Annotated in this window: 13 protein-coding genes; 10 read left to right on the top strand and 3 right to left on the bottom strand. The window is 35.3% G+C overall.

Annotated elements, in window-relative coordinates; genetic code table 11:
- Nucleotides 1–102 precede the first annotated feature (102 nt).
- Both RM51_RS12640 and RM51_RS12635 read left to right on the top strand, forming a co-directional pair.
- A complete protein-coding gene (locus RM51_RS12640; protein ID WP_039370003.1) occupies nucleotides 103–1,113 on the top strand; it encodes a sensor histidine kinase in 1,011 nt (336 codons plus the stop codon).
- Nucleotides 1,106–1,792: a LytR/AlgR family response regulator transcription factor gene (locus RM51_RS12635; RefSeq protein WP_039369999.1), complete on the top strand. Its 687-nt coding sequence runs from the start codon at nucleotides 1,106–1,108 to the stop codon at nucleotides 1,790–1,792. The genes RM51_RS12640 and RM51_RS12635 overlap by 8 nt, the downstream gene beginning before the upstream one ends.
- A 53-nt stretch (nucleotides 1,793–1,845) precedes the next feature.
- On the opposite strand, the gene RM51_RS12630 is transcribed toward RM51_RS12635, so the two are convergent.
- Nucleotides 1,846–4,116, bottom strand: coding sequence for an aconitate hydratase (locus RM51_RS12630; RefSeq protein ID WP_039369998.1), 2,271 nt, complete (start codon nucleotides 4,114–4,116; stop codon nucleotides 1,846–1,848).
- A gap of 575 nt (nucleotides 4,117–4,691) precedes the next feature.
- Between RM51_RS12630 and RM51_RS12625 the strand changes: the two genes are divergently transcribed.
- On the top strand, nucleotides 4,692–6,845 hold the full coding sequence (locus RM51_RS12625) for a rhamnogalacturonan lyase family protein (RefSeq protein WP_052248499.1): 2,154 nt from the start codon (nucleotides 4,692–4,694) through the stop codon (nucleotides 6,843–6,845).
- A 155-nt stretch (nucleotides 6,846–7,000) separates the two neighbouring features.
- Here the strand turns inward: RM51_RS12625 and RM51_RS12620 are convergent, their stop codons facing one another.
- Entirely contained in the window at nucleotides 7,001–9,781 is a 2,781-nt protein-coding gene (locus RM51_RS12620; RefSeq protein WP_039369995.1) for a bifunctional aconitate hydratase 2/2-methylisocitrate dehydratase, read from the bottom strand.
- Between the two features lie 352 nt (nucleotides 9,782–10,133).
- Here RM51_RS12620 and RM51_RS12615 point away from each other — a divergent pair, with 352 nt between their 5' ends.
- From RM51_RS12615 to RM51_RS12600, 4 genes are all read left to right on the top strand, one after another.
- Nucleotides 10,134–10,895 carry a WG repeat-containing protein gene (locus RM51_RS12615; protein WP_052194330.1) on the top strand — a complete coding sequence of 254 codons (762 nt, stop codon included), beginning with the start codon at nucleotides 10,134–10,136 and terminating at the stop codon, nucleotides 10,893–10,895.
- A gap of 187 nt (nucleotides 10,896–11,082) precedes the next feature.
- On the top strand, nucleotides 11,083–13,188 hold the full coding sequence (locus RM51_RS12610; protein WP_039369992.1) for a TonB-dependent receptor: 2,106 nt from the start codon (nucleotides 11,083–11,085) through the stop codon (nucleotides 13,186–13,188).
- Nucleotides 13,189–13,496: 308 nt separating this feature from the next.
- Complete coding sequence (locus tag RM51_RS12605; protein ID WP_039369989.1) at nucleotides 13,497–14,255, top strand: HU domain-containing protein; 759 nt, start codon at nucleotides 13,497–13,499, stop codon at nucleotides 14,253–14,255.
- Nucleotides 14,243–14,761: an acyl-CoA thioesterase gene (locus tag RM51_RS12600; protein WP_039369988.1), complete on the top strand. Its 519-nt coding sequence runs from the start codon at nucleotides 14,243–14,245 to the stop codon at nucleotides 14,759–14,761. The genes RM51_RS12605 and RM51_RS12600 overlap by 13 nt, the downstream gene beginning before the upstream one ends.
- On the opposite strand, the gene RM51_RS12595 is transcribed toward RM51_RS12600, so the two are convergent.
- Nucleotides 14,758–15,114: a DUF1648 domain-containing protein gene (locus RM51_RS12595; protein ID WP_039369985.1), complete on the bottom strand. Its 357-nt coding sequence runs from the start codon at nucleotides 15,112–15,114 to the stop codon at nucleotides 14,758–14,760. The two genes, RM51_RS12600 and RM51_RS12595, sit on opposite strands and share 4 nt — an antisense overlap.
- 97 nt (nucleotides 15,115–15,211) lie before the next feature.
- Between RM51_RS12595 and RM51_RS12590 the strand changes: the two genes are divergently transcribed.
- From RM51_RS12590 to RM51_RS12580, 3 genes are all read left to right on the top strand, one after another.
- The gene (locus tag RM51_RS12590; RefSeq protein WP_039370316.1) at nucleotides 15,212–16,144 is read left to right on the top strand and encodes a 2-hydroxyacid dehydrogenase; all 933 of its coding nucleotides are present in this window, start codon (nucleotides 15,212–15,214) and stop codon (nucleotides 16,142–16,144) included.
- A gap of 90 nt (nucleotides 16,145–16,234) precedes the next feature.
- Nucleotides 16,235–17,494: a serine hydrolase domain-containing protein gene (locus RM51_RS12585; RefSeq protein ID WP_039369982.1), complete on the top strand. Its 1,260-nt coding sequence runs from the start codon at nucleotides 16,235–16,237 to the stop codon at nucleotides 17,492–17,494.
- A gap of 25 nt (nucleotides 17,495–17,519) precedes the next feature.
- On the top strand, nucleotides 17,520–19,292 hold the full coding sequence (locus RM51_RS12580) for an Ig-like domain-containing protein (protein ID WP_052248498.1): 1,773 nt from the start codon (nucleotides 17,520–17,522) through the stop codon (nucleotides 19,290–19,292).

The raw sequence follows: 19,292 nt of genomic DNA, 5'->3' as shown, positions 1-19,292 counted from the left end.
ATGAAACGATATATTTTTAGGATTAATCTGTTTTCATCGGAGAAAAGAAATGGTTTGTCGATTATTCGAGGAATAATTTGAACTAAACTTTATTTTTGTTGTATGAAAATAAGCAAGCTCTTTTATCTCCACCTTTTCTTTTGGACGATCTATCTTACCGGATCGGTGGTTCTTCCGTATTTAGCTTTCGACAGTAAGAATAATATCTTTAATGTCACGTTCTTTTTTACGAGCATTATCTGCTTTTATGTCAATTACTTTATAGTGGTTCCCAGATTTTTTGAAGGAAGTAAGATCTATAAATCGGTCATTGTTTTCTTTCTCAGTGCATGTTGTTTTGTCGGGGTGCGTTACGGGGTGGAAGAATGGTTTTTGCCGCGATTTTTCGGGATCAGGAATTATTCGGAGGAAACTCCGTTTATGTTTTATTTCTTTGATAATATTTTTTACAGCAGTACTACGATTTTTATAAGTACTACCTTTTGGTTTCTAAAATACTCGATCAACAGTGAGCAGGAAAAAACGGCTTTGATGGAAGCGAAGAAAAATGCAGAATTACAGGCTTTAAAAACACAGATTAATCCACATTTTATTTTTAATTCTTTGAATAATATCTATTCTTTAGTCTATCAAAAATCGGATAAAGCTTTACCCGCCCTTGAAGAATTGAGTCAGTTGTTGAGGTACAGTACCAAAGATCTGGAAAAAGATTTTATCAGTTTAGATAAAGAAATCGGGTATATTGATAGTTTGACAGCTTTGGAGAAATTAAGAATCAAAAACCCTGAATTATTAATATTTGAAAAAAACATTAATCATCCCAAACTGAATATTTCCCCGATGATTTTGGTTCCTTTTGTGGAGAATGCTTTTAAACATGGAGACTTCCGTGACAAAGGTTTTCAGATGAAGGTTTCGGATGAGCGGCAGATTCTTCGTTTTTATCTTTTAAATTATAAGAAAGAGAGAATGAAAGATTCCGTTTCAGGAATTGGAATTGAGAATGTGAAAAAGAGGCTGGAAATTCTTTATCCTAAAAAATATGAACTGAACATAAAAGATTCAGAAACAGAATTTGTCGTAGATTTAAAGATTGATTTACGAAATGAATAAAATTAAATGTATTGTGGTAGATGACGAACCATTGGCGATTTCGCTTTTGGAAAGTTATATCTGGAAAGTTCCTTTTCTTGAATTGGTTTTCTCTACCGAAAATCCGATCGAAGCATTAGAATTTATTCAGAATAATGAAGCAGATCTTGTTTTTTTGGATATTCAGATGCCTGAACTGACAGGAATCAATTTCATGAAAATTTTAGGGGACAAGCTGAAGTATGTTTTGACAACGGCTTATTCCGAATATGCTTTGGAAGGATACGAACATAATATCGTTGATTATCTTTTAAAACCGATTTCCTTTGAACGTTTTTATAAAAGTGCTTTAAAAGCTCAGGAACGTTTTGTTTTTAATGAAAATAAGGAAGATGCTCATTTCTTTGTAAAGTCTTCAGGACAGCAGCATAGGATTAATTTTGAGAATATTCTGTACGTGGAAAGTATCAAAGACTATGTAAATATCCGAACTTCGGAACAGGAATATATTGTTTTGGATACTTTGAAATCAATGGAACAGCAACTTCCTGATCATTCTTTTGTGAGAATTCATAAATCTTTTATTATTAATTTAAATCAGATTAAAAATTTAGGAAGCAAAAAGGTAACTCTGATTTCTGAACAGGAAATTCCGATAGGAGAGAGTTTCAGAATGAACCTTCTGACCAAAATAAAATGAAAAAGCAACTTCAATTTGAAGTTGCTTTTTCTATGATTAATTAAATCTAACAATTAATTTTTCTCTTGTTGTTTGATCAGATTCAAAGCAGAACCTGCTTTAAACCATTCGATCTGTTGATCGTTATAGGTATGGTTTGCTACAATAATATCTTTAGTTCCATCTTTGTGAACGAATTCTAAAGTCAGCTGTTTTCCAGGTGCAAACTGATCAAGGTCTAAGAAGTTTACCGTATCATCTTCTAAGATTTTATCATAATCGGTTTCATTAGCGAACGTAATTCCCAACATCCCCTGTTTTTTAAGGTTTGTTTCGTGAATTCTTGCAAATGATTTTACCAGTACTGCTTTTACACCAAGGTGTCTTGGTTCCATTGCAGCGTGCTCTCTTGAAGAACCTTCCCCGTAGTTTTGGTCTCCAACAACGATCGTAGGAACTCCGGCAGCTTTGTAAGCTCTCTGTACAGCAGGAACTTCTCCGTATTCTCCGGTTAATTCATTTTTAACATTATTGGTTTCCATGTTGTAAGCATTTACAGCTCCGATCAACATGTTGTTTGAAATATTATCAAGGTGACCTCTGTATTTTAACCATGGACCAGCCATAGAAATGTGGTCGGTTGTACATTTTCCGAAAGCTTTGATCAGAACTTTAGCTCCGGTAATGTTTTTACCATCCCAAGCTGGGAATTCTTCCAATAACTGAAGTCTGTCCGAAGTAGGGCTTACATTTACCACAACGCTAGAACCATCTTCAGATGGAGCTTGATATCCGTTGTCATCTACTGCGAATCCTTTTTCCGGTAATTCAAACCCTTTTGGCTCGTTTAATTTTATTTGTTCTCCAGATTCATTCGTTAACGTATCTGTGATAGGATTAAAGTCTAATCTTCCTGAAATTGCAATCGCAGCTACCATTTCCGGTGAAGCTACGAAAGCGTGTGTATTGGGGTTACCATCCGCTCTTTTCGCGAAGTTTCTGTTGAAAGAGTGAATAATTGAGTTTTTCTCTCCTTTTTCAGCACCTTCTCTGTCCCATTGTCCGATACAAGGTCCGCAAGCATTGGTAAAGATTCTTGCATTCTCAAATTTTCTGAAAGAATTCAGGAATCCGTCTCTTTCTGCTGTGAATTTCACCTGCTCAGAACCCGGATTAATTCCTAAGATCGCTTTTGGTTTTACTCCTTTTGCTACGGCATCTTCAACAATAGAAGCTGCTCTTGATAGATCTTCATAAGAAGAGTTGGTACAAGAACCGATTAATGCCCATTCTACTTCTAGAGGCCATCCGTTGGCTTCTGCTTTAGCTCTGAATTCAGACACCGGAGTTGCCAAATCCGGAGTGAAAGGTCCGTTCAAGTGAGGAGCCAATTCGGAAAGGTTGATTTCTATTAATTGATCAAAATATTGTTCAGGGTTTGCATATACTTCCGCATCACCTGTTAAGTGTTCCGCAATTTTATCAGCAGCATCTACGACATCCTGTCTTCCGGTTGCTGCTAAATATCTTCTCATAGAATCATCATATCCGAAAGTAGAAGTTGTCGCTCCGATTTCAGCTCCCATATTACAGATAGTACCTTTACCAGTTGCTGAAAGAGATTCTGCTCCTTCTCCGAAATATTCTACGATGCATCCTGTTCCCCCTTTTACAGTAAGAATTCCTGCTACTTTTAGGATAACGTCTTTTGCAGAAGTCCATCCGTTCATTTTACCGGTTAATTTTACACCGATCAATTTTGGCATTTTAAGTTCCCAAGCCATTCCTGCCATTACATCCACTGCATCAGCTCCACCTACACCAATCGCTACCATTCCTAAACCTCCTGCATTTACCGTGTGTGAATCTGTACCGATCATCATTCCTCCAGGGAATGCATAATTTTCCAATACCACTTGGTGAATAATCCCTGCTCCCGGTTTCCAGAAACCAATACCATACTTATCGCAAACTGAACCTAAGAAGTTGAAAACCTCAGAGTTTTTATTAAGACCTTCCTGTAAATCTGCCTGTGCACCCACTCTTGCCTGAATCAGGTGATCAGCGTGAGCGGTTGAAGGAACAGCAACTTTAGCTTTCCCTGCCTGCATAAACTGTAAAAGTGCCATTTGTGCGGTGGCATCCTGCATAGCTACTCTGTCTGGAGCAAAATCCACATAAGAGTTTCCTCTTTCGTGGGCTTGTGTAGCATTTCCTTCCCAAAGGTGGGTGTAAAGAATTTTTTCTGAAAGGGTAAGAGGTTTTCCCACGATTTGTCTTGCCGCAGCAATTCTTTCCGGGTAACGCTCGTACACTTTTTTGATCATATCAATATCAAAAGTCATATCTAATTTAGTTTTTGTTCTTTTTAATAGGTTTTTTCCGTGATTGTGAGCGGAAATTTTATCTAATACAATACATCAAAATCTATTCCTACGCTTTTTGTAAAGAATAAATATGATAAATGATTAAAATATTTTATGACTATGAAGTTAAGGAAAAAATGATTTTTTAACATTGATATAGGTTAAAATAATTCTTAACAGCCTTAAATAGAACGGTTCTAAAAAAGAAAAATTTTATTTATAATTAGGTATGGCCATCATGTGTTTATTTTGCCTTTAAAAATAACTGAAATATGTTTTTTTTTGTTAGGGATTTAAACTATAAAAGTCCTTTATTGTGACGGTTTTTCTTATATGTTAATTTTTTTAATTTCCAGCTATCTATTATTAATATCTTAATGATAAAGTGTTTGTTGCTATAATATAATTATAATTTTCGTGAATTTTTTGTTTTTTAATTGTAATTAAAAATATTTTTTGAAGTAGCTTTACATATGATTGTAATCACGTCTCAGTGAATTGTGTTTGCTTCAATTTAATTTTCATCAAAAAACCATCCAACAAATATTAAAACCATGAACAAAAAAAAACTAAAACCGTATGTAAATCTTAGAAGCACTATTGCTGATATAATTAAGAAATCGAGAATCTTATTTTTATTGCTCTTCGGAGTAGCCTCACAAATGAACGCACAACGTACAGTTGAAAAACTTAACCGGGGGTTAGTAGCCATGCGATTAAACGCCAATCAGGTGTATGTAGGCTGGAGAATGCTGGGAACCGAAGAACCCAATACAAGTTATAACCTGTATTTTAATAATGTAAAAGTAACAGGAAGTCCTTTTACAACTACTACAAATTTTAATCACAATATTACGACCAACGGAACTTATACCGTTCGTGCCATAATTAATGGTGTAGAACAGCCTGCATCAGAATCTGCTACTGTTTGGGCTAATCAATATCTAGATATTCCTATGCAAATACCGGCTGGGGGTACAACCCCGGATAACGTTGCTTACACCTATAGTGCAAACGATTGCAGTGTTGGTGATGTAGATGGAGACGGGCAATACGAACTGTTTGTAAAATGGGATCCTTCCAATTCAAAAGACAATTCACAGCCCGGTTTTACGGGCAACGTTTATATTGACTGCTATCGCTTAGACGGAACACGTTTATGGAGAATCGATTTAGGGAAAAACATCCGTGCTGGTGCTCATTATACCCAGTTTATGGTGTATGATTTGGATTCGGATGGAAAAGCAGAATTGGCTTGCAGAACATCGGACGGAACCATAGATGGAGCTGGAGTTGTTATTGGAAATGCAGCAGCAGATTACAGAAATCCAAACGGAAGTACAACATCAACAAGTACTTATGGTGCAGTTATATCAGGTCCTGAATTTCTAACTATTTTTAATGGTGAAACAGGAAAAGCAATGGCTACAACCGATTATTTGCCTGTACGTGGAAGCGTATCTTCTTGGGGAGATAGTTATGGAGGCCGTTCTGAGCGTTTTCTTGCCGCTGTTGCTTATCTTGACGGATCTAAACCCAGTCTAATAATGGGACGAGGTTATTACACAAGACTCGTACGTGTGGCTTGGGACTGGAGAAACGGTAAGCTTTCACAACGATGGATTTTTGACAGCAGTACTTCTGGAAATTCTGCAGCAGCAGGCATGGGGAATCATCAAATGACTGTAGGCGATGTTGATGGTGATGGCAAAGACGAAATAATTAACGGTTCCAGTGCTATTGATGATGATGGTACTTTGTTATTTGCTAATACTTTAGGTCATGGGGATGCTTTACATATGACTGATATGGATCCGGATCGTCCTGGAATGGAAATATGGCAGTGTTTAGAAGAACCTGCTAAATATAAAACGAATGGCTTGGTTTTTTTAGATGGAAAAACAGGAGCTACATTATGGGGAATACCTTCAACTGGAGACATAGGACGTTGTAATGCTGCAGATATTGACCCACGTTACAAAGGTTATGAATGTTTTGGAAGCGCAAATGGCGTAAACTATTTGATGGATTGCAAAGGAAATCTAATCAGCAATAAAAAACCGACACAAAATTTTTCTATCTGGTGGGATGGAGATTTGAACCGTGAATTATTAGATTCGAATAAAATAGATAAATGGGATTATATTAATGGGAAAAACGTTAATATACTTACTGCTACAGGATATTCATCAAACAATACCACAAAAGCTACCCCATGTTTAAGTGCTGATCTTTTTGGCGATTGGCGAGAAGAAGTGATATTTCGTAAGGAAGATAATTCTTCTTTAAGAATTTACACGACCAATATAGCCACAACCCATAAATTATATACTTTGATGCACGATACTCAATATAGAACGGCTATTGCATGGCAAAATTCGGCTTACAACCAGCCGCCTCATCCAAGTTTTTATTTAGGAGTAGATATGGCAGCGCAAACAAAGCCAAATGTAGTTACTGCGGGAGCAAATCCATCTCAGAATGTGCAATCAGCTAATGCTGTGATTTATCCGAATCCTGCTGGTCAAACTTTTACAATTAAGGCTGAAGGAGTGTTTACTTATGCCATTCATAATATGTTAGGTGTAAGAGTGGGCTCTGGAAAAGGAAAAAATCAAATTGAAGTTAGCTCCTCGGGTACGGGCGTATTCATTGTTACGGTTCAGTCTGAAAAAGGAACATCAAATATCAAATTGATAAAAGAATAGGAAATAATTAATTGCCGGATTTGGGTGATATGATTGATTTTAGGGTAAATGTTTTTAAGTAAATCTTTGCCATAATTTTTATTAAAATTGATTCCATAAAAAAAGGAAGACTTCTCTCGAAATCTTCCTTTTATATTTAAAGTTTAGCCTAAAAATTAATGACCAACCGTTACCAATTCTTTAATCGAAGGTACGAAAGTCGTCAAATCAATTCCTTCAACAGCTGTTTTGTATTCTTCAATACTTGGGATTCTACCAATAATAGCAGATAAAACAACAACCGGAGTTGAAGCCAATAAAGATTCTCCTTTTTTACGTTCAGAATCTTCAACCACTCTTCCTTGGAAAAGACGCGTAGAAGTCGCTAAAACAGTATCTCCTTTCTCAGCTTTTTCCTGATTACCCATACAAAGGTTACAACCAGGACGCTCAAGATACATCATGTTTTCATATTGTGTACGAGCTTCACCTTTTGGAGCTGCATCGTTGAATTCGAAACCTGAATATTTTTCTAGTAATTCCCAATCACCTTCAGCTTTTAATTCATCAATGATATTATAAGTAGGAGCTGCAACCACAAGAGGAGCCTGGAATTCTACTTTACCATTTTTCTTTTCAAGATTTCTCAACATCTGAGAAACAATTTTAAGGTCACCTTTGTGAACCATACAAGATCCTACGAAACCAAGGTCAACTTTTTTCTCACCTCCATAATATGTAAGGTCTCTGATGGTATCGTGAGTATATCTTTTCGATACGTCATCATTGTTTACATCCGGGTCAGCAATCATTGGTTCAACGATTACATCTAAGTCTACAACAACTTCAGCATAATATTTTGCATTAGCATCAGGAGTTAAAGCAGGTTTATCACCACACTTAATTTCCTCGATTCTCTTGTTTGCTTTGTTAATTAATCCTTGAAGAACATGGTTTTTATTATCCATTCCTTTGTCAATCATAATCTGGATTCTGCTTTTCGCAATTTCCAATGATTCAATCAAAGTATCGTCTTCAGAAATACAGATTGAAGCTTTCGCTTTCATTTCTGCAGTCCAGTCTGTAAATGTAAATGCTTGGTCGGCAGGAAGTGTTCCGATGTGAACTTCGATGATTCTTCCCTGGAAAACATTTTCTCCATCAAATTGCTTCAACATCTGAGCTTGAGTTGCGTGAACTACATCACGGAAATCCATGTGCTCTTTCATATCTCCTTTGAAAGTTACTTTCACAGATTCAGGAATCGGCATTGAAGCCTCGCCAGTTGCCAAAGCCAAAGCTACCGTTCCAGAGTCAGCTCCGAAAGCAACCCCTTTAGACATTCTTGTGTGGGAGTCACCTCCGATGATGATTGCCCATTCGTCAACCGTAATATCGTTAAGAACTTTGTGAATAACGTCTGTCATTGCGTGGTATTCACCTTTCGGGTCACGAGCTGTGATTACACCGAAATCGTTCATAAATTTCATTAATTTAGGGATGTTAGCTTGTGCTTTTTTATCCCAAACTGAAGCAGTGTGACAACCTGATTGGTAAGCTCCGTCAACAATTGGAGAAATTACCGTTGCAGCCATAGATTCCAATTCCTGAGAAGTCATCAAACCTGTCGTGTCCTGAGAACCAACAATGTTTACTTCTACACGAACGTCTGAACCTGCGTGTAACAATTTACCTTCAGTTACACCCACTGCATTTCTGTTGAAGATTTTTTCAACAGCAGTTAATCCTTGTCCTTCGATAGAAATTTCTTTTGAAGGGGCGAAAACTAGAGGAGCTGTAATTCCTAAAGTTTTAGCAGCAAAAGTCTGGATTTTTTTACCAAAAACGATAGCATAAGAACCACCCGCTTTGATAAATTCTAATTTTTGAGGAGTAAATGATTTTGAAATATCTTTCAATTCAGTCTCTCCGTTGTATAATTTTTTCTCTTTAGTATTGATAGTCAAAACAGTTCCTGTAGCAACTGAATATTTTTCTTCTAAAACGATGTCACCGTTTTCGTTACGAACAGGGTGTCCGTTTTCGTCTGTTTTCTTAACCCAGTTTTGAAGGTCGATTCCGATACCTCCGGTTACGTCAACGGTTGTCAAGAAAATTGGAGAAATACCATTTGTTCCCGCTACAATTGGAGCAATGTTTACGAAAGGTACATAAGGACTTGCCTGTTTCCCTGTCCAAAGAGCAACGTTATTTACACCAGACATACGGGAAGAACCAACTCCCATTGTTCCTTTTTCAGCAATCAGCATTACACTTGCATCAGGGTGTTGAGCTTGAAGCGCTTTTATTTCTTCCTGTTGAGCAGGAGACATCATACATTGTCCGTGCAATTCACGGTCAGAACGAGAGTGCGCTTGATTTCCCGGAGATAATAAATCGGTAGAAATATCACCTTCAGCAGCAATATAAGTAACGATTTTAATTTCTTCCGCAACTTCAGGAAGTTTAGTGAAAAACTCTGCCTTTGCATAGCTTTCCAAAATATCTTTAGCGATTGCACTACCTAATTCGTAAGCTTCTTTCAAACGAGCAGTATCAGCGTCGTACAAGAAAACCTGAGTTTTAAGAACTTCAGCAGCCTGTTTTGCAGTCGCTTCATCATTTCCTAAAGCCAAATCAAGAAGAACTTCGATAGAAGGTCCACCTTTCATATGAGACAACAATTCGAAAGCGAAAGTAGGAGTGATTTCTTCTACTACAGATTCACCAAGAATGATTTCTTTTAAAAACTGAGCTTTTACACCTGCAGCACTTGTTGTTCCTGGTAGAGTGTTATAAATGAAAAAATTAAGAGAATCAGCCCTGTATTCGTTAGCTGTATCTTTAATTTGTGCGATGATTTCGCTTAATAATTCTGCACTGTCAATTGGCTTTGGATGTAGCCCTTGGTTTTTTCTTTCTGCAATTTCTTGGATGTAATCCTGATACATATTCATAATAATAGAAGTCTTTTCAATCTTTATAAATAGATTATAATCGTTGTGCTATAACCTATATTTCTTTTAAAAGGAGTATTGATATTGAGTTAAAACCTACTAAAGAATATGGTTTTTATGACTTTTTTTGTCAAAAATCATTTCTTTATGATGCTTTTATAATATCAAACACCTGAAAATGTTCCCAAAATTACGAAATTTTAATTTTTTATGAGAATGAAATTATTTAGATTCTTTATAAATATGATTTTTAAATAATCTATTATGTTTTGACTTTCATAGGGTTCTGAGATTTTTAAGAGATGTGCAAATGTTAAAAAATATGCGTATTTTCGTATTACAAAAACATGCCATGAAAAATATTTATCAACTCCTTGCTGCGTTGCTGTTTAGTATGGCTTTTTCGCAGTCTAGTCATGTGGTTTCAACCAGCGAAACCCAATTTCCGGGAACTACCCAGTTTGCCCGGATGAATCCGAACCGTCCCGATTTGATTTCGTTATACGGAGATATTCCCTTGCTTATTCCCAAAAAACAGAATGGTAAAGTGGGATATGTGAATCAGAAAGGACAGGTGATCATTCCTGCAGAATTCTATATTGGAATGTTTTTTTCCGAAGACTGTAATCTGCTTAATTCTCCAAATGAAAAAGTAAGAAAATACGGAACGAATGAATATGCTACGGTGGAAAAAGCACAGATTTCCTATAGAATAGATGTTTTTGGGAAAAAAGTATATCAGTACAAAGATTCGGATCTAGGAAAATGTAAGAATACCTATGTAAAACAAAGATACGGAGTCTATAAAGACAAATATCTTTTCGGATTGGGAGATAATAACCTCTATAAAAATTCTAAAGTTACTTTTAAATTTCAGATCGTTCCGCAATATGAAATGCTGTATGTGTTGGAAGGAAATGATTTGGATCAACCTATGGTGGTGGCGATTGCCAACAATAAATTTGGGGTGATTAACAAAGAAAATAAGATCATGATTCCTTTCGAATATGAAGACATTAAATTGAATTTCAGCTGGAAATTAGGAGGGATGTTTGAAGTTTCAAAAGATGGTAAAAATTATTACTATGTAGACATCAGAAACAAAAAATACTAAAATAATCTGCTCATAAACAGAAAAAACCATACTTTTGCAGTCGAAATAAAGGGGTGCTGTCACAGGCTGAGATTATACCCAACGAACCTGGAACGGGTAATGCTGTTTAGGGAATTCGGCTGCAGAGCCGAACTGTATAATATCTTATCAATCCCCTTTTATTCATTAAATTTTAAAAATTTATAGAATGAAAGGTTTGTTTTTTTTAGGGCTTACTGTTGGCTCTTTCGCTTTTGTACAAGCACAAAATACCGATTCCTTAAAAATAAAGGAAATTGAAGCTGTTAATTTTACTAAAAGGCTTCCTGTTGCTAAAGAAATCATCAATGTTCAGAAAGATTTAGATAGTAAAAATCTTGGACAGGATTTACCTATTTTACTTAAAAATCAAACTTCCATAATTTCTACTTCCGATGCAGGAAATGGCGTTGGTTATACAGGTTTTAGAATTCGTGGGGTTTCTGGAAGTGCAATCAATGTAATGATGAATGGGGTTCCGTATAACGATTCTGAAAGTCAGGGAACATTTTTCGTAAACGTACCGGATTTAACAAGTTCTGCTTCTCAAATCCTGATTCAAAGAGGTGTCGGAACTTCTAATAATGGAGCGGCTGCTTTTGGAGCAAGTATTAATGTTCTTTCCAAAGATCCGGAAGACAAGTTTTACTTCAAGACAGATGATAGTTATGGGTCGTTCAATACCTATAAATATTCTGCGGAAGTAGGTTCAGGGAAATTTTGGAAAAACAGATTGTCTGTAATGGGAAGATACACCCATATTCATTCTGACGGATATATCGACCGCGCATTTTCTGATTTGAATTCTTATAATTTTACCGCATTATTTCAGGAAGGGAATACAAAATTACGCCTAATGGCTTTCGGTGGAAAAGAAAAAACGTATCAGGCTTGGAATGGAATTGACAGAAAAACTTGGGAAACCAACCCGAGATTTAATCCTTCTGGAGCTATTTATGATTCAAATTGGGAAAATATTACAGGATTTTACGATAATGAAACGGATAATTACAGACAAAACCATTATCAGTTGCTTTGGGAGCAGAAATTCAATGATAAATGGAATTTAGAAACTACTTTTCATTATACCAAAGGAAAAGGATATTACGAAAACTATAAACAAGGAGATCCCTTTGCGAGATATAATTTGCCGGATTTTGGAGGGGAAGAATATTCAGATTTTATCAGAAAAAAATGGCTGAATAATGATTTCTACGGAGTAGTTTCAACACTTTACGGGAAGTTGGGAATTGTAGATGTTAACTTCGGAGCAGTAGCCAATCAATATTACGGAAGGCATTTTGGAAATGTGACGGGAGTTTTCCTACCACAAATTGATGAGCATGAGTATTACAGAAACCGTTCTGTGAAAAACGAAGCTTCAGGTTTTGCAAAAGCTTTGGTAAGGGTAAATGACTTTGAATTTTTCGGAGATCTTCAGTTAAGAAGTGTAGATTATGACACAAAAATATTGACTTCAGGAGATGATGAAGGAGCGGATTTAAATAAAAACTGGCTGTTTTTCAATCCGAAATTGGGAGTTAACTATAAAATCGGAAACGGAAAAATATTCTTCTCTTATGCACACGCACATCGTGAACCCAACAGAGATGATTTGTTGGCAAATAATGATGTGAAAGCAGAAAAACTTCATGATTTTGAAGCCGGTTTAGAAAGACAATTTGGACCTGTGTCGTTTACAGCCAATCTATATTATATGTACTACGTCAATCAATTGGTATTGAATGGTGAATTAAATAATGTGGGTGCATTTATTAGAACCAATTCAGGGAAAAGCTACAGAAGCGGAATTGAATTGGGTGCTTTAGCCAAACTTTCAAAACAATGGGAACTGACAGGAAATGTAAGTTTCAGCAACAATAGAAATTTAGATTTCAAAATCGAAAATCAAACAGAAGTAAAAGATCTTGGAAATACACAGATTTCGTTTTCTCCGGATGTGATTGCCAACTTAGGGTTGAAATTCAGTCCTACGAAAAATTTCCAGTTTTCTTTGATGAATCAATATGTAGGAAAACAATATCTTGATAATTCCGAAGATAAGAATCTTCAATTGAAAGATTATCTTTTAACAGATTTTAATGCTCAATATCAATTTACAATAGCGCATAATGAAGTTGCTTTGAAGTTATTGGTGAATAATATCTTCGATAAGAAGTATGTAAATAACGGAGCGGTGTGGGATGGAAGTCCTTACTATTTTTCACAGGCAGGAACCAATTTTATGTTTGGGGTAAGCTGGAAAATACATTAATCAATTGACTATATTTAAAATAATTATATAGTAAAAAGTAAAAGTTAGATTTGAAGACTGCTTCGGCAGTCTTTTTTTGTTTTTAATCAATTTTGTGCTTAAAAATTGTGAAAAATATAAAATTGAAAATTCAAAAGGATTCTGTTTTTAATACATATAAAATGCTATTCCTCAACTAAAATCTATATATAATCCATATAATGGTAAGAATTGATTAATAAATTCAGAAAAATAAGCTTTTTGAGAATCTTTTTTTATAATGAAAAATGCTTCAAGAAGTCAGGGAAAAGTTATAAATTTGCCACCAAATGAATATTTCAGCATACATTTTAGAATATTTAAAACAGTTCGGGAGCGTTGTGGTTCCGGGCTTTGGTGTATTTTCTTTAGAGAACTCGAAAGCAATTATTAATTCTGAAAACGGAAGTATTCTTCCTCCTGCAAGTCAGATCGCTTTCACTCCGGATTATGAAATTCAGTCTGAGGAATTGGTTGCTTTTATTGCTGCTCAGAAACAGATGCCATTAGGAGCTTCCAAAAGTGATTTGAAGATTCAGACCGATTTTTGGAAGAAAAAACTTCAGGCAGATCAGGTTTTGGAAATTCAGAATTTAGGAAAGCTTTCCTTAGATGGAGATCATATTGTTTTCAGTGGAAAGCGTCTTGAAAATGATCGTCCCGATTTTTACGGATTAGAAGAGATCAGAATTTCGGATATTAAAAACTCTGAAAAGAAAGAGCAACCCAAAGAATCTAAAAAAGATTATAAATTCAATAAGTCTATTCTGTGGGCTTTCCTTTTTGTAGTTCCTGTATTAGGAATTGCTTATGCAGGGTATTCTCAGCAAGAGCTGATTTTCGGGAAGAAATCTTTCGACAGCCTTTCTGTGCAGACGAAAACAAAGCGAATAGAAAAAGTAATTCCTGTAAAAAAAGATTCTGTAACAACGAAAGTTTCAGATACCTTGAAAAAAGACTCTTTAAGAAAAGATTCTATCATAAAACCGGCTGTTGTGAAAACCAATAAAGCAACAGTTTCAAAACCTAAATCGAAATGGCAAAAGTAAAAAAAGCGTCGGAGTCTCTGACGGTGATGACTAATATTGTACTTCCCAATGATACCAACCAGCTGAGAAATCTTTTTGGGGGAGAACTGTTGGCGAGAATGGACAGATGTGCATCAATTTCTGCAACAAGACATTGTGAAAGAAGGGTGGTGACGGCTTCTGTGAATCACGTTTCGTTCGATTATCCTATTCCGGAAGGAGGTATTGTGGTGATGGAGTCTAAAGTGTCAAGAGCTTTCTCTACATCCATGGAGATTTATGTAGATGTTTGGTTGGATGATCCGATCAATCAGAAAAAAATTCATACCAATTCGGGAATTTATACTTTCGTGGCGGTAGATGAATTTAACAGACCTATTCCAATCCCTGAAATGGAGCCGGAAACTGAACTTGAAAAAGATCGTTTTGCAGCGGCATTAAGAAGAAAAGAACTTTCATTAATTCTTTCTGGAAGAATGAAGGCTTCAGAATCTGTAGAGTTGAAAAAACTTTTTCAGGAAGCTTAAATAATTTCTCTTAAAGAAAGACCACAAAAAATAAGTGTAATCACTAAAGATATAACCGACAAAATTATTTGTCGGTTTTTTATTGCATCCTTTGGAGAAGGTTCCAGATAATCAGTTCTTTCTCCAAATGCTTTTTTCGGGTACCCAATAATTAATCCTATCAAAAGCAGTAAGACTGCATTAATTCCGACTTCCAACCACAAAAATATTTTGCTGCCAAATCCATCCGAACCTTCCCCGGAATAATGAATAGGAATAATTTCCTGAATGGATGAAAACTTAATTCCTAAAAAAATGCAATAGGCCAATAATAAAAGGATAGACAGCCCGAAAATAAACTTATGTAATTTCATTAAGATGAAAAAATTGAAAAATTCTATCTCACAAAATACGTTTCTATATCTCTGAAACTTACCTTTGCATCAACAAATATAAAGAATTATGCCTTCTATGAGAATTTTACTCCTCGATAAAAATCATCCGCTTATTACAGAACAGCTTTTAGCTAAAAATTGTATCCTAGAAGAAGATTTTACCTCTTCTTATGATGAGGTTTGCAGTAAAATTGAAAACTATGACGGAGTGATTATCAGAAGCAGGATTCCTTTAGATAAAAACTTTTTAGAAAGTGCAAAGAACCTGAAATTCATTGCAAGAGTGGGAGCAGGAATGGAAAATATTGATATTCCTGTAGCTGAAAAACTAGGGATACAATTAATTAATTCTCCGGAAGGAAACAGAGATTCTGTGGCAGAACATGTGGTGGGAATGTTGTTGATCCTAATGAACCGTCTTTTCATCGCGTCACAGGAAGTGAAAAATGGAATTTGGTTACGTGAAGAAAACAGAGGAGATGAACTTCTAGGTAAAACAGTAGGGTTGATCGGTTATGGGAATATGGGGAAAGCAACGGCAAAAAGACTTTCCGGTTTTGGGTGTAAAGTGATTTTCCATGATATTCTTCCTGATCTTTCTGATGAGTATGCAACACAGGTTTCTTTAGAAGAATTAAAAGCTAAAGCTGAGGTGTTGAGTTTGCATATTCCATTGACGGAGGAAACCCATTATCTGATTGATTCAGCCTTTATCTCAGAAATGAAAAATGAGTTTTATTTTGTGAATACAGCAAGAGGGAAAAATGTAGAAACTAAAAGTTTAGTTGATGCGCTTGAGTCAGGAAAAATAAAAGGAGCCTGTCTTGATGTATTGGAGTACGAAAAATCTTCTTTTGAAAATATTGAATCTGAAAATGAAGCACTACAGTATTTATTGCATTCTGAAAAAGCAATTGTAACACCACATATTGCGGGATGGACGCACCAGAGTAAAGAAAAATTAGCACAGGTAATTGTAGATAAAATTGTAGCTTCGTTTTTATCATAGATACCGATTATGTTAAATAAGTCTTAATATATAGTTGATATTTAATATTTTCTTTGGGTTTTATTAAATTGCCACTCATTTTAGAAATTCATGAAGAAGCTTAGTTTTGTACTTATTTCCGCCGCTATTTTTTGTATTACATCCTGTAAAAAGAAAGAAGAAAAACAGTCTGAACCTGTTTATACATCAAACTTACCTAATTATGGAACGGTAGATTTAGATGATGTTTTTACCAAGGAAGATCTTGTGCTTTCAGATAAAAATACCATCACTCAATATATCGATAACTACTATCAAAAAGTTTGGGAAAAAGGGAATTTGAGCGGAGGAATTTTAGTGGCAAAAGGTGATGAAATCCTGTACGAAAACTATAGAGGTTTTGGAAGAGAAGGAAATCAAATGCCTATTGATAAAAATACGCCTTTGCATGTGGCTTCGGTTTCCAAAACTTTGACGGCAATGGCAATGATGAAATTGGTGGAAGCAAGAAAAATAAAATTGACAGATCACTTAACTGACTTCTTTCCTGGGTTTCCTTATCCAAATGTGACCGTTCAGACTTTATTGGATCAGAGAAGCGGTTTGCCAAAATATGAATACTTTATCACAAAAATAAAACCGGAACCGGCAGAGCTATCTAAGCCTTTTATTACGAATCAGGATGTATTGAATATGATTATTAAATACAAACCCGATTTGGCAAGAGATACCGATACCGGATTTATGTATTGTAATACCAATTTTGCTTTACTGGCTTTGCTGATTGAAAAAGTAACCAAAACACCTTTTCCTCAGGCAATGAAAGAAATGGTCTTTGCTCCTCTTAAAATGAACAATACTTATATTTTTCAGGAGAAAGATATTCCTACAGCGTCTCAGTCATTTTATTACGGAGGAAATAAATTGTATCCTTTAGACCGATTAGATCTTATTTATGGTGATAAAAATGTATATACTACACCAAGAGATCTTTTCAATTTCTCAAAAGCAATGTTCTCCAAAAACTTCCTGAAACCTGAATTGATGAAAATGGTTTTTGAACCTTACAGCAATGAAAAATTCGGAATGAACAATTACGGTTTAGGTTTTAGAATGAAGATTTTCGATAACGGAGAAAAGCTGACCTATCACAATGGATGGTGGCATGGAACCAATTCTGTTTTTGCTCATTTGCTGAAATCTAAAGTGACGATTGTAGCGATTGGAAATAAATATTCGGGAAGAGTATATACCGCTTTGGCTTTGTCAGGACTGTTCGAGGACTTTCCGCAGCAGAAAGCAAAACTACATACCGTAATGAACGATAATAAAGATTCTTTAAACGGAGGAAATGAAGTTTTTGGAGAATAATGTTTACTTTTGTTCAAACGTATTCATGAAGAAATTTTTTTTATTATTCGTTGCTGCTTTCCTTTTGCATTCATGTGCAAGATTAGGTTCTCCTGTAGGTGGACCAAAAGACTCTATAGCACCGAAGTTTTTAAGCTCAAATATTGATACCACGAGAATAAATGTTTCCAGAGACCTTAAGGAACTTAGGCTCGATTTTGATGAATATATTACCTTAAAAGATATCAGTAAAAACCTGATTATTTCGCCTCCTATTAAAAATATTAAGAGAATTATTCCTTCTACGATTGCGAATAAATTTCTTTTAATTCAATGGACAGATACTTTACAGGCCAATACGACTTATAATTTCAATTTCGGAAATTCTATTGCCGATAATAATGAAGGAAATATTTTAAGATATTACAATTTTGCATTTTCTACGGGAGAGAAAATTGATGATCTATACATCAGTGGAGAAATAAAAGATGCTCTTGCCACTAAAAAAAGTACGGGTGAAAATAAAATGGTGGTTGGCCTTTTTCAGGTAAAAGATACCATGAATTACAGGCAAAAGCCTTATTATATCACTAAAGTGGATGATGACGGGTATTACGAACTTAATTATTTGTCACCGGGTAAATATAAAATTGTTGCTTTTGAAGATGAGAACGGAAACTCAGTATATGATCCGGGTAGGGAAAAGGTAGGTTTTCAAAAAGAATCGATAGATTTTACAAAATCAATATCGGGGTTGAATATGAAAATTTATCCTTCTAAAAAGCCGTTGAAATATATTGAAATGAAAGAAATGCCGGGAGGAGTTACAATGACTTTTGAAGGGCATCCTGAAAGTGTAAAAGTGCTTCCTTTGAATGAAAAGCTTAAAGATTTTAAAGTGACTCATACACCAAAGTCAGACTCGGTAAAAATCTGGTTTGATGCGGTGAAAAGTGAGATTGGGCAAGGAACGACTGAAAATCTAAAGTTCAGCTATGATGCGAAGATAAAGGATACTGCTTTAACGGCGTCATTATTTTATAAATACAATACTAAGAATAAAATGACCATTTCCAACGGAAATGCTCTTTTAGCTCCAAAATCTGACCTTACTATTATTTCAAATTATATTGTTAATTCAATTGATTCTGATAAATGGGTATTGAAAAAAGATAGTACGACAACGCAGGAGTTTACGGCTAGAATCTCTGAAACAAATCCTTATCAGATTTTGGTACAATCAAATTTTGAAGCCGGAAAAAAATATCAGTTGACTATTCCAAGTAAAACAGTTTCTTCCTTCTATGATAAAATAGGAGATCCTTATCGTCTCGATTTTGAAGCGGATAAGGTTGAAAACTATGGAAGTTTGGCATTTAAACTTACCAATGCTCCGACTGCCGATTATTGGATTCAATTGCTGGATTCTTCAGACAAGGTAGCTTATCAAAAATATACAAAAGGGGATTATGTAAAGTTTGATATTCTAAAACCCGGAGAGTATATTGTAAGGATTCTTGTTGATAATAACGGTAATAAGTTTTGGGATGAGGCGGATTTGGATAAAGAAATTTTTGCAGAAGATTCCTATGTGTATTATGCCCAAGCTGTTGTGAGACCATTGTGGGATACTAATGAAGACTGGGATCTGAAAGATACAAGAACATTGGATAGTCCTAGAAAGGCTTCGACCAATAAAAACGGAGCACCATCTGAAACTAAAAGTTCAGAGGTAAAGACTAATAGTACAACAATAGTACCTACTAATACGACTACAAATAAAAATAGACAAAATAAAGTCTTGACACCTGTAAAATAA

The sequence above is a fragment of the Chryseobacterium taiwanense genome (assembly GCF_000813825.1).
In the GTDB taxonomy this organism is placed as follows: Bacteria; Bacteroidota; Bacteroidia; order Flavobacteriales; family Weeksellaceae; genus Chryseobacterium; species Chryseobacterium taiwanense.
The sequence above is the reverse complement of the archived record's forward strand: the minus strand, read 5'-3'. Positions and strand labels throughout refer to the sequence as shown.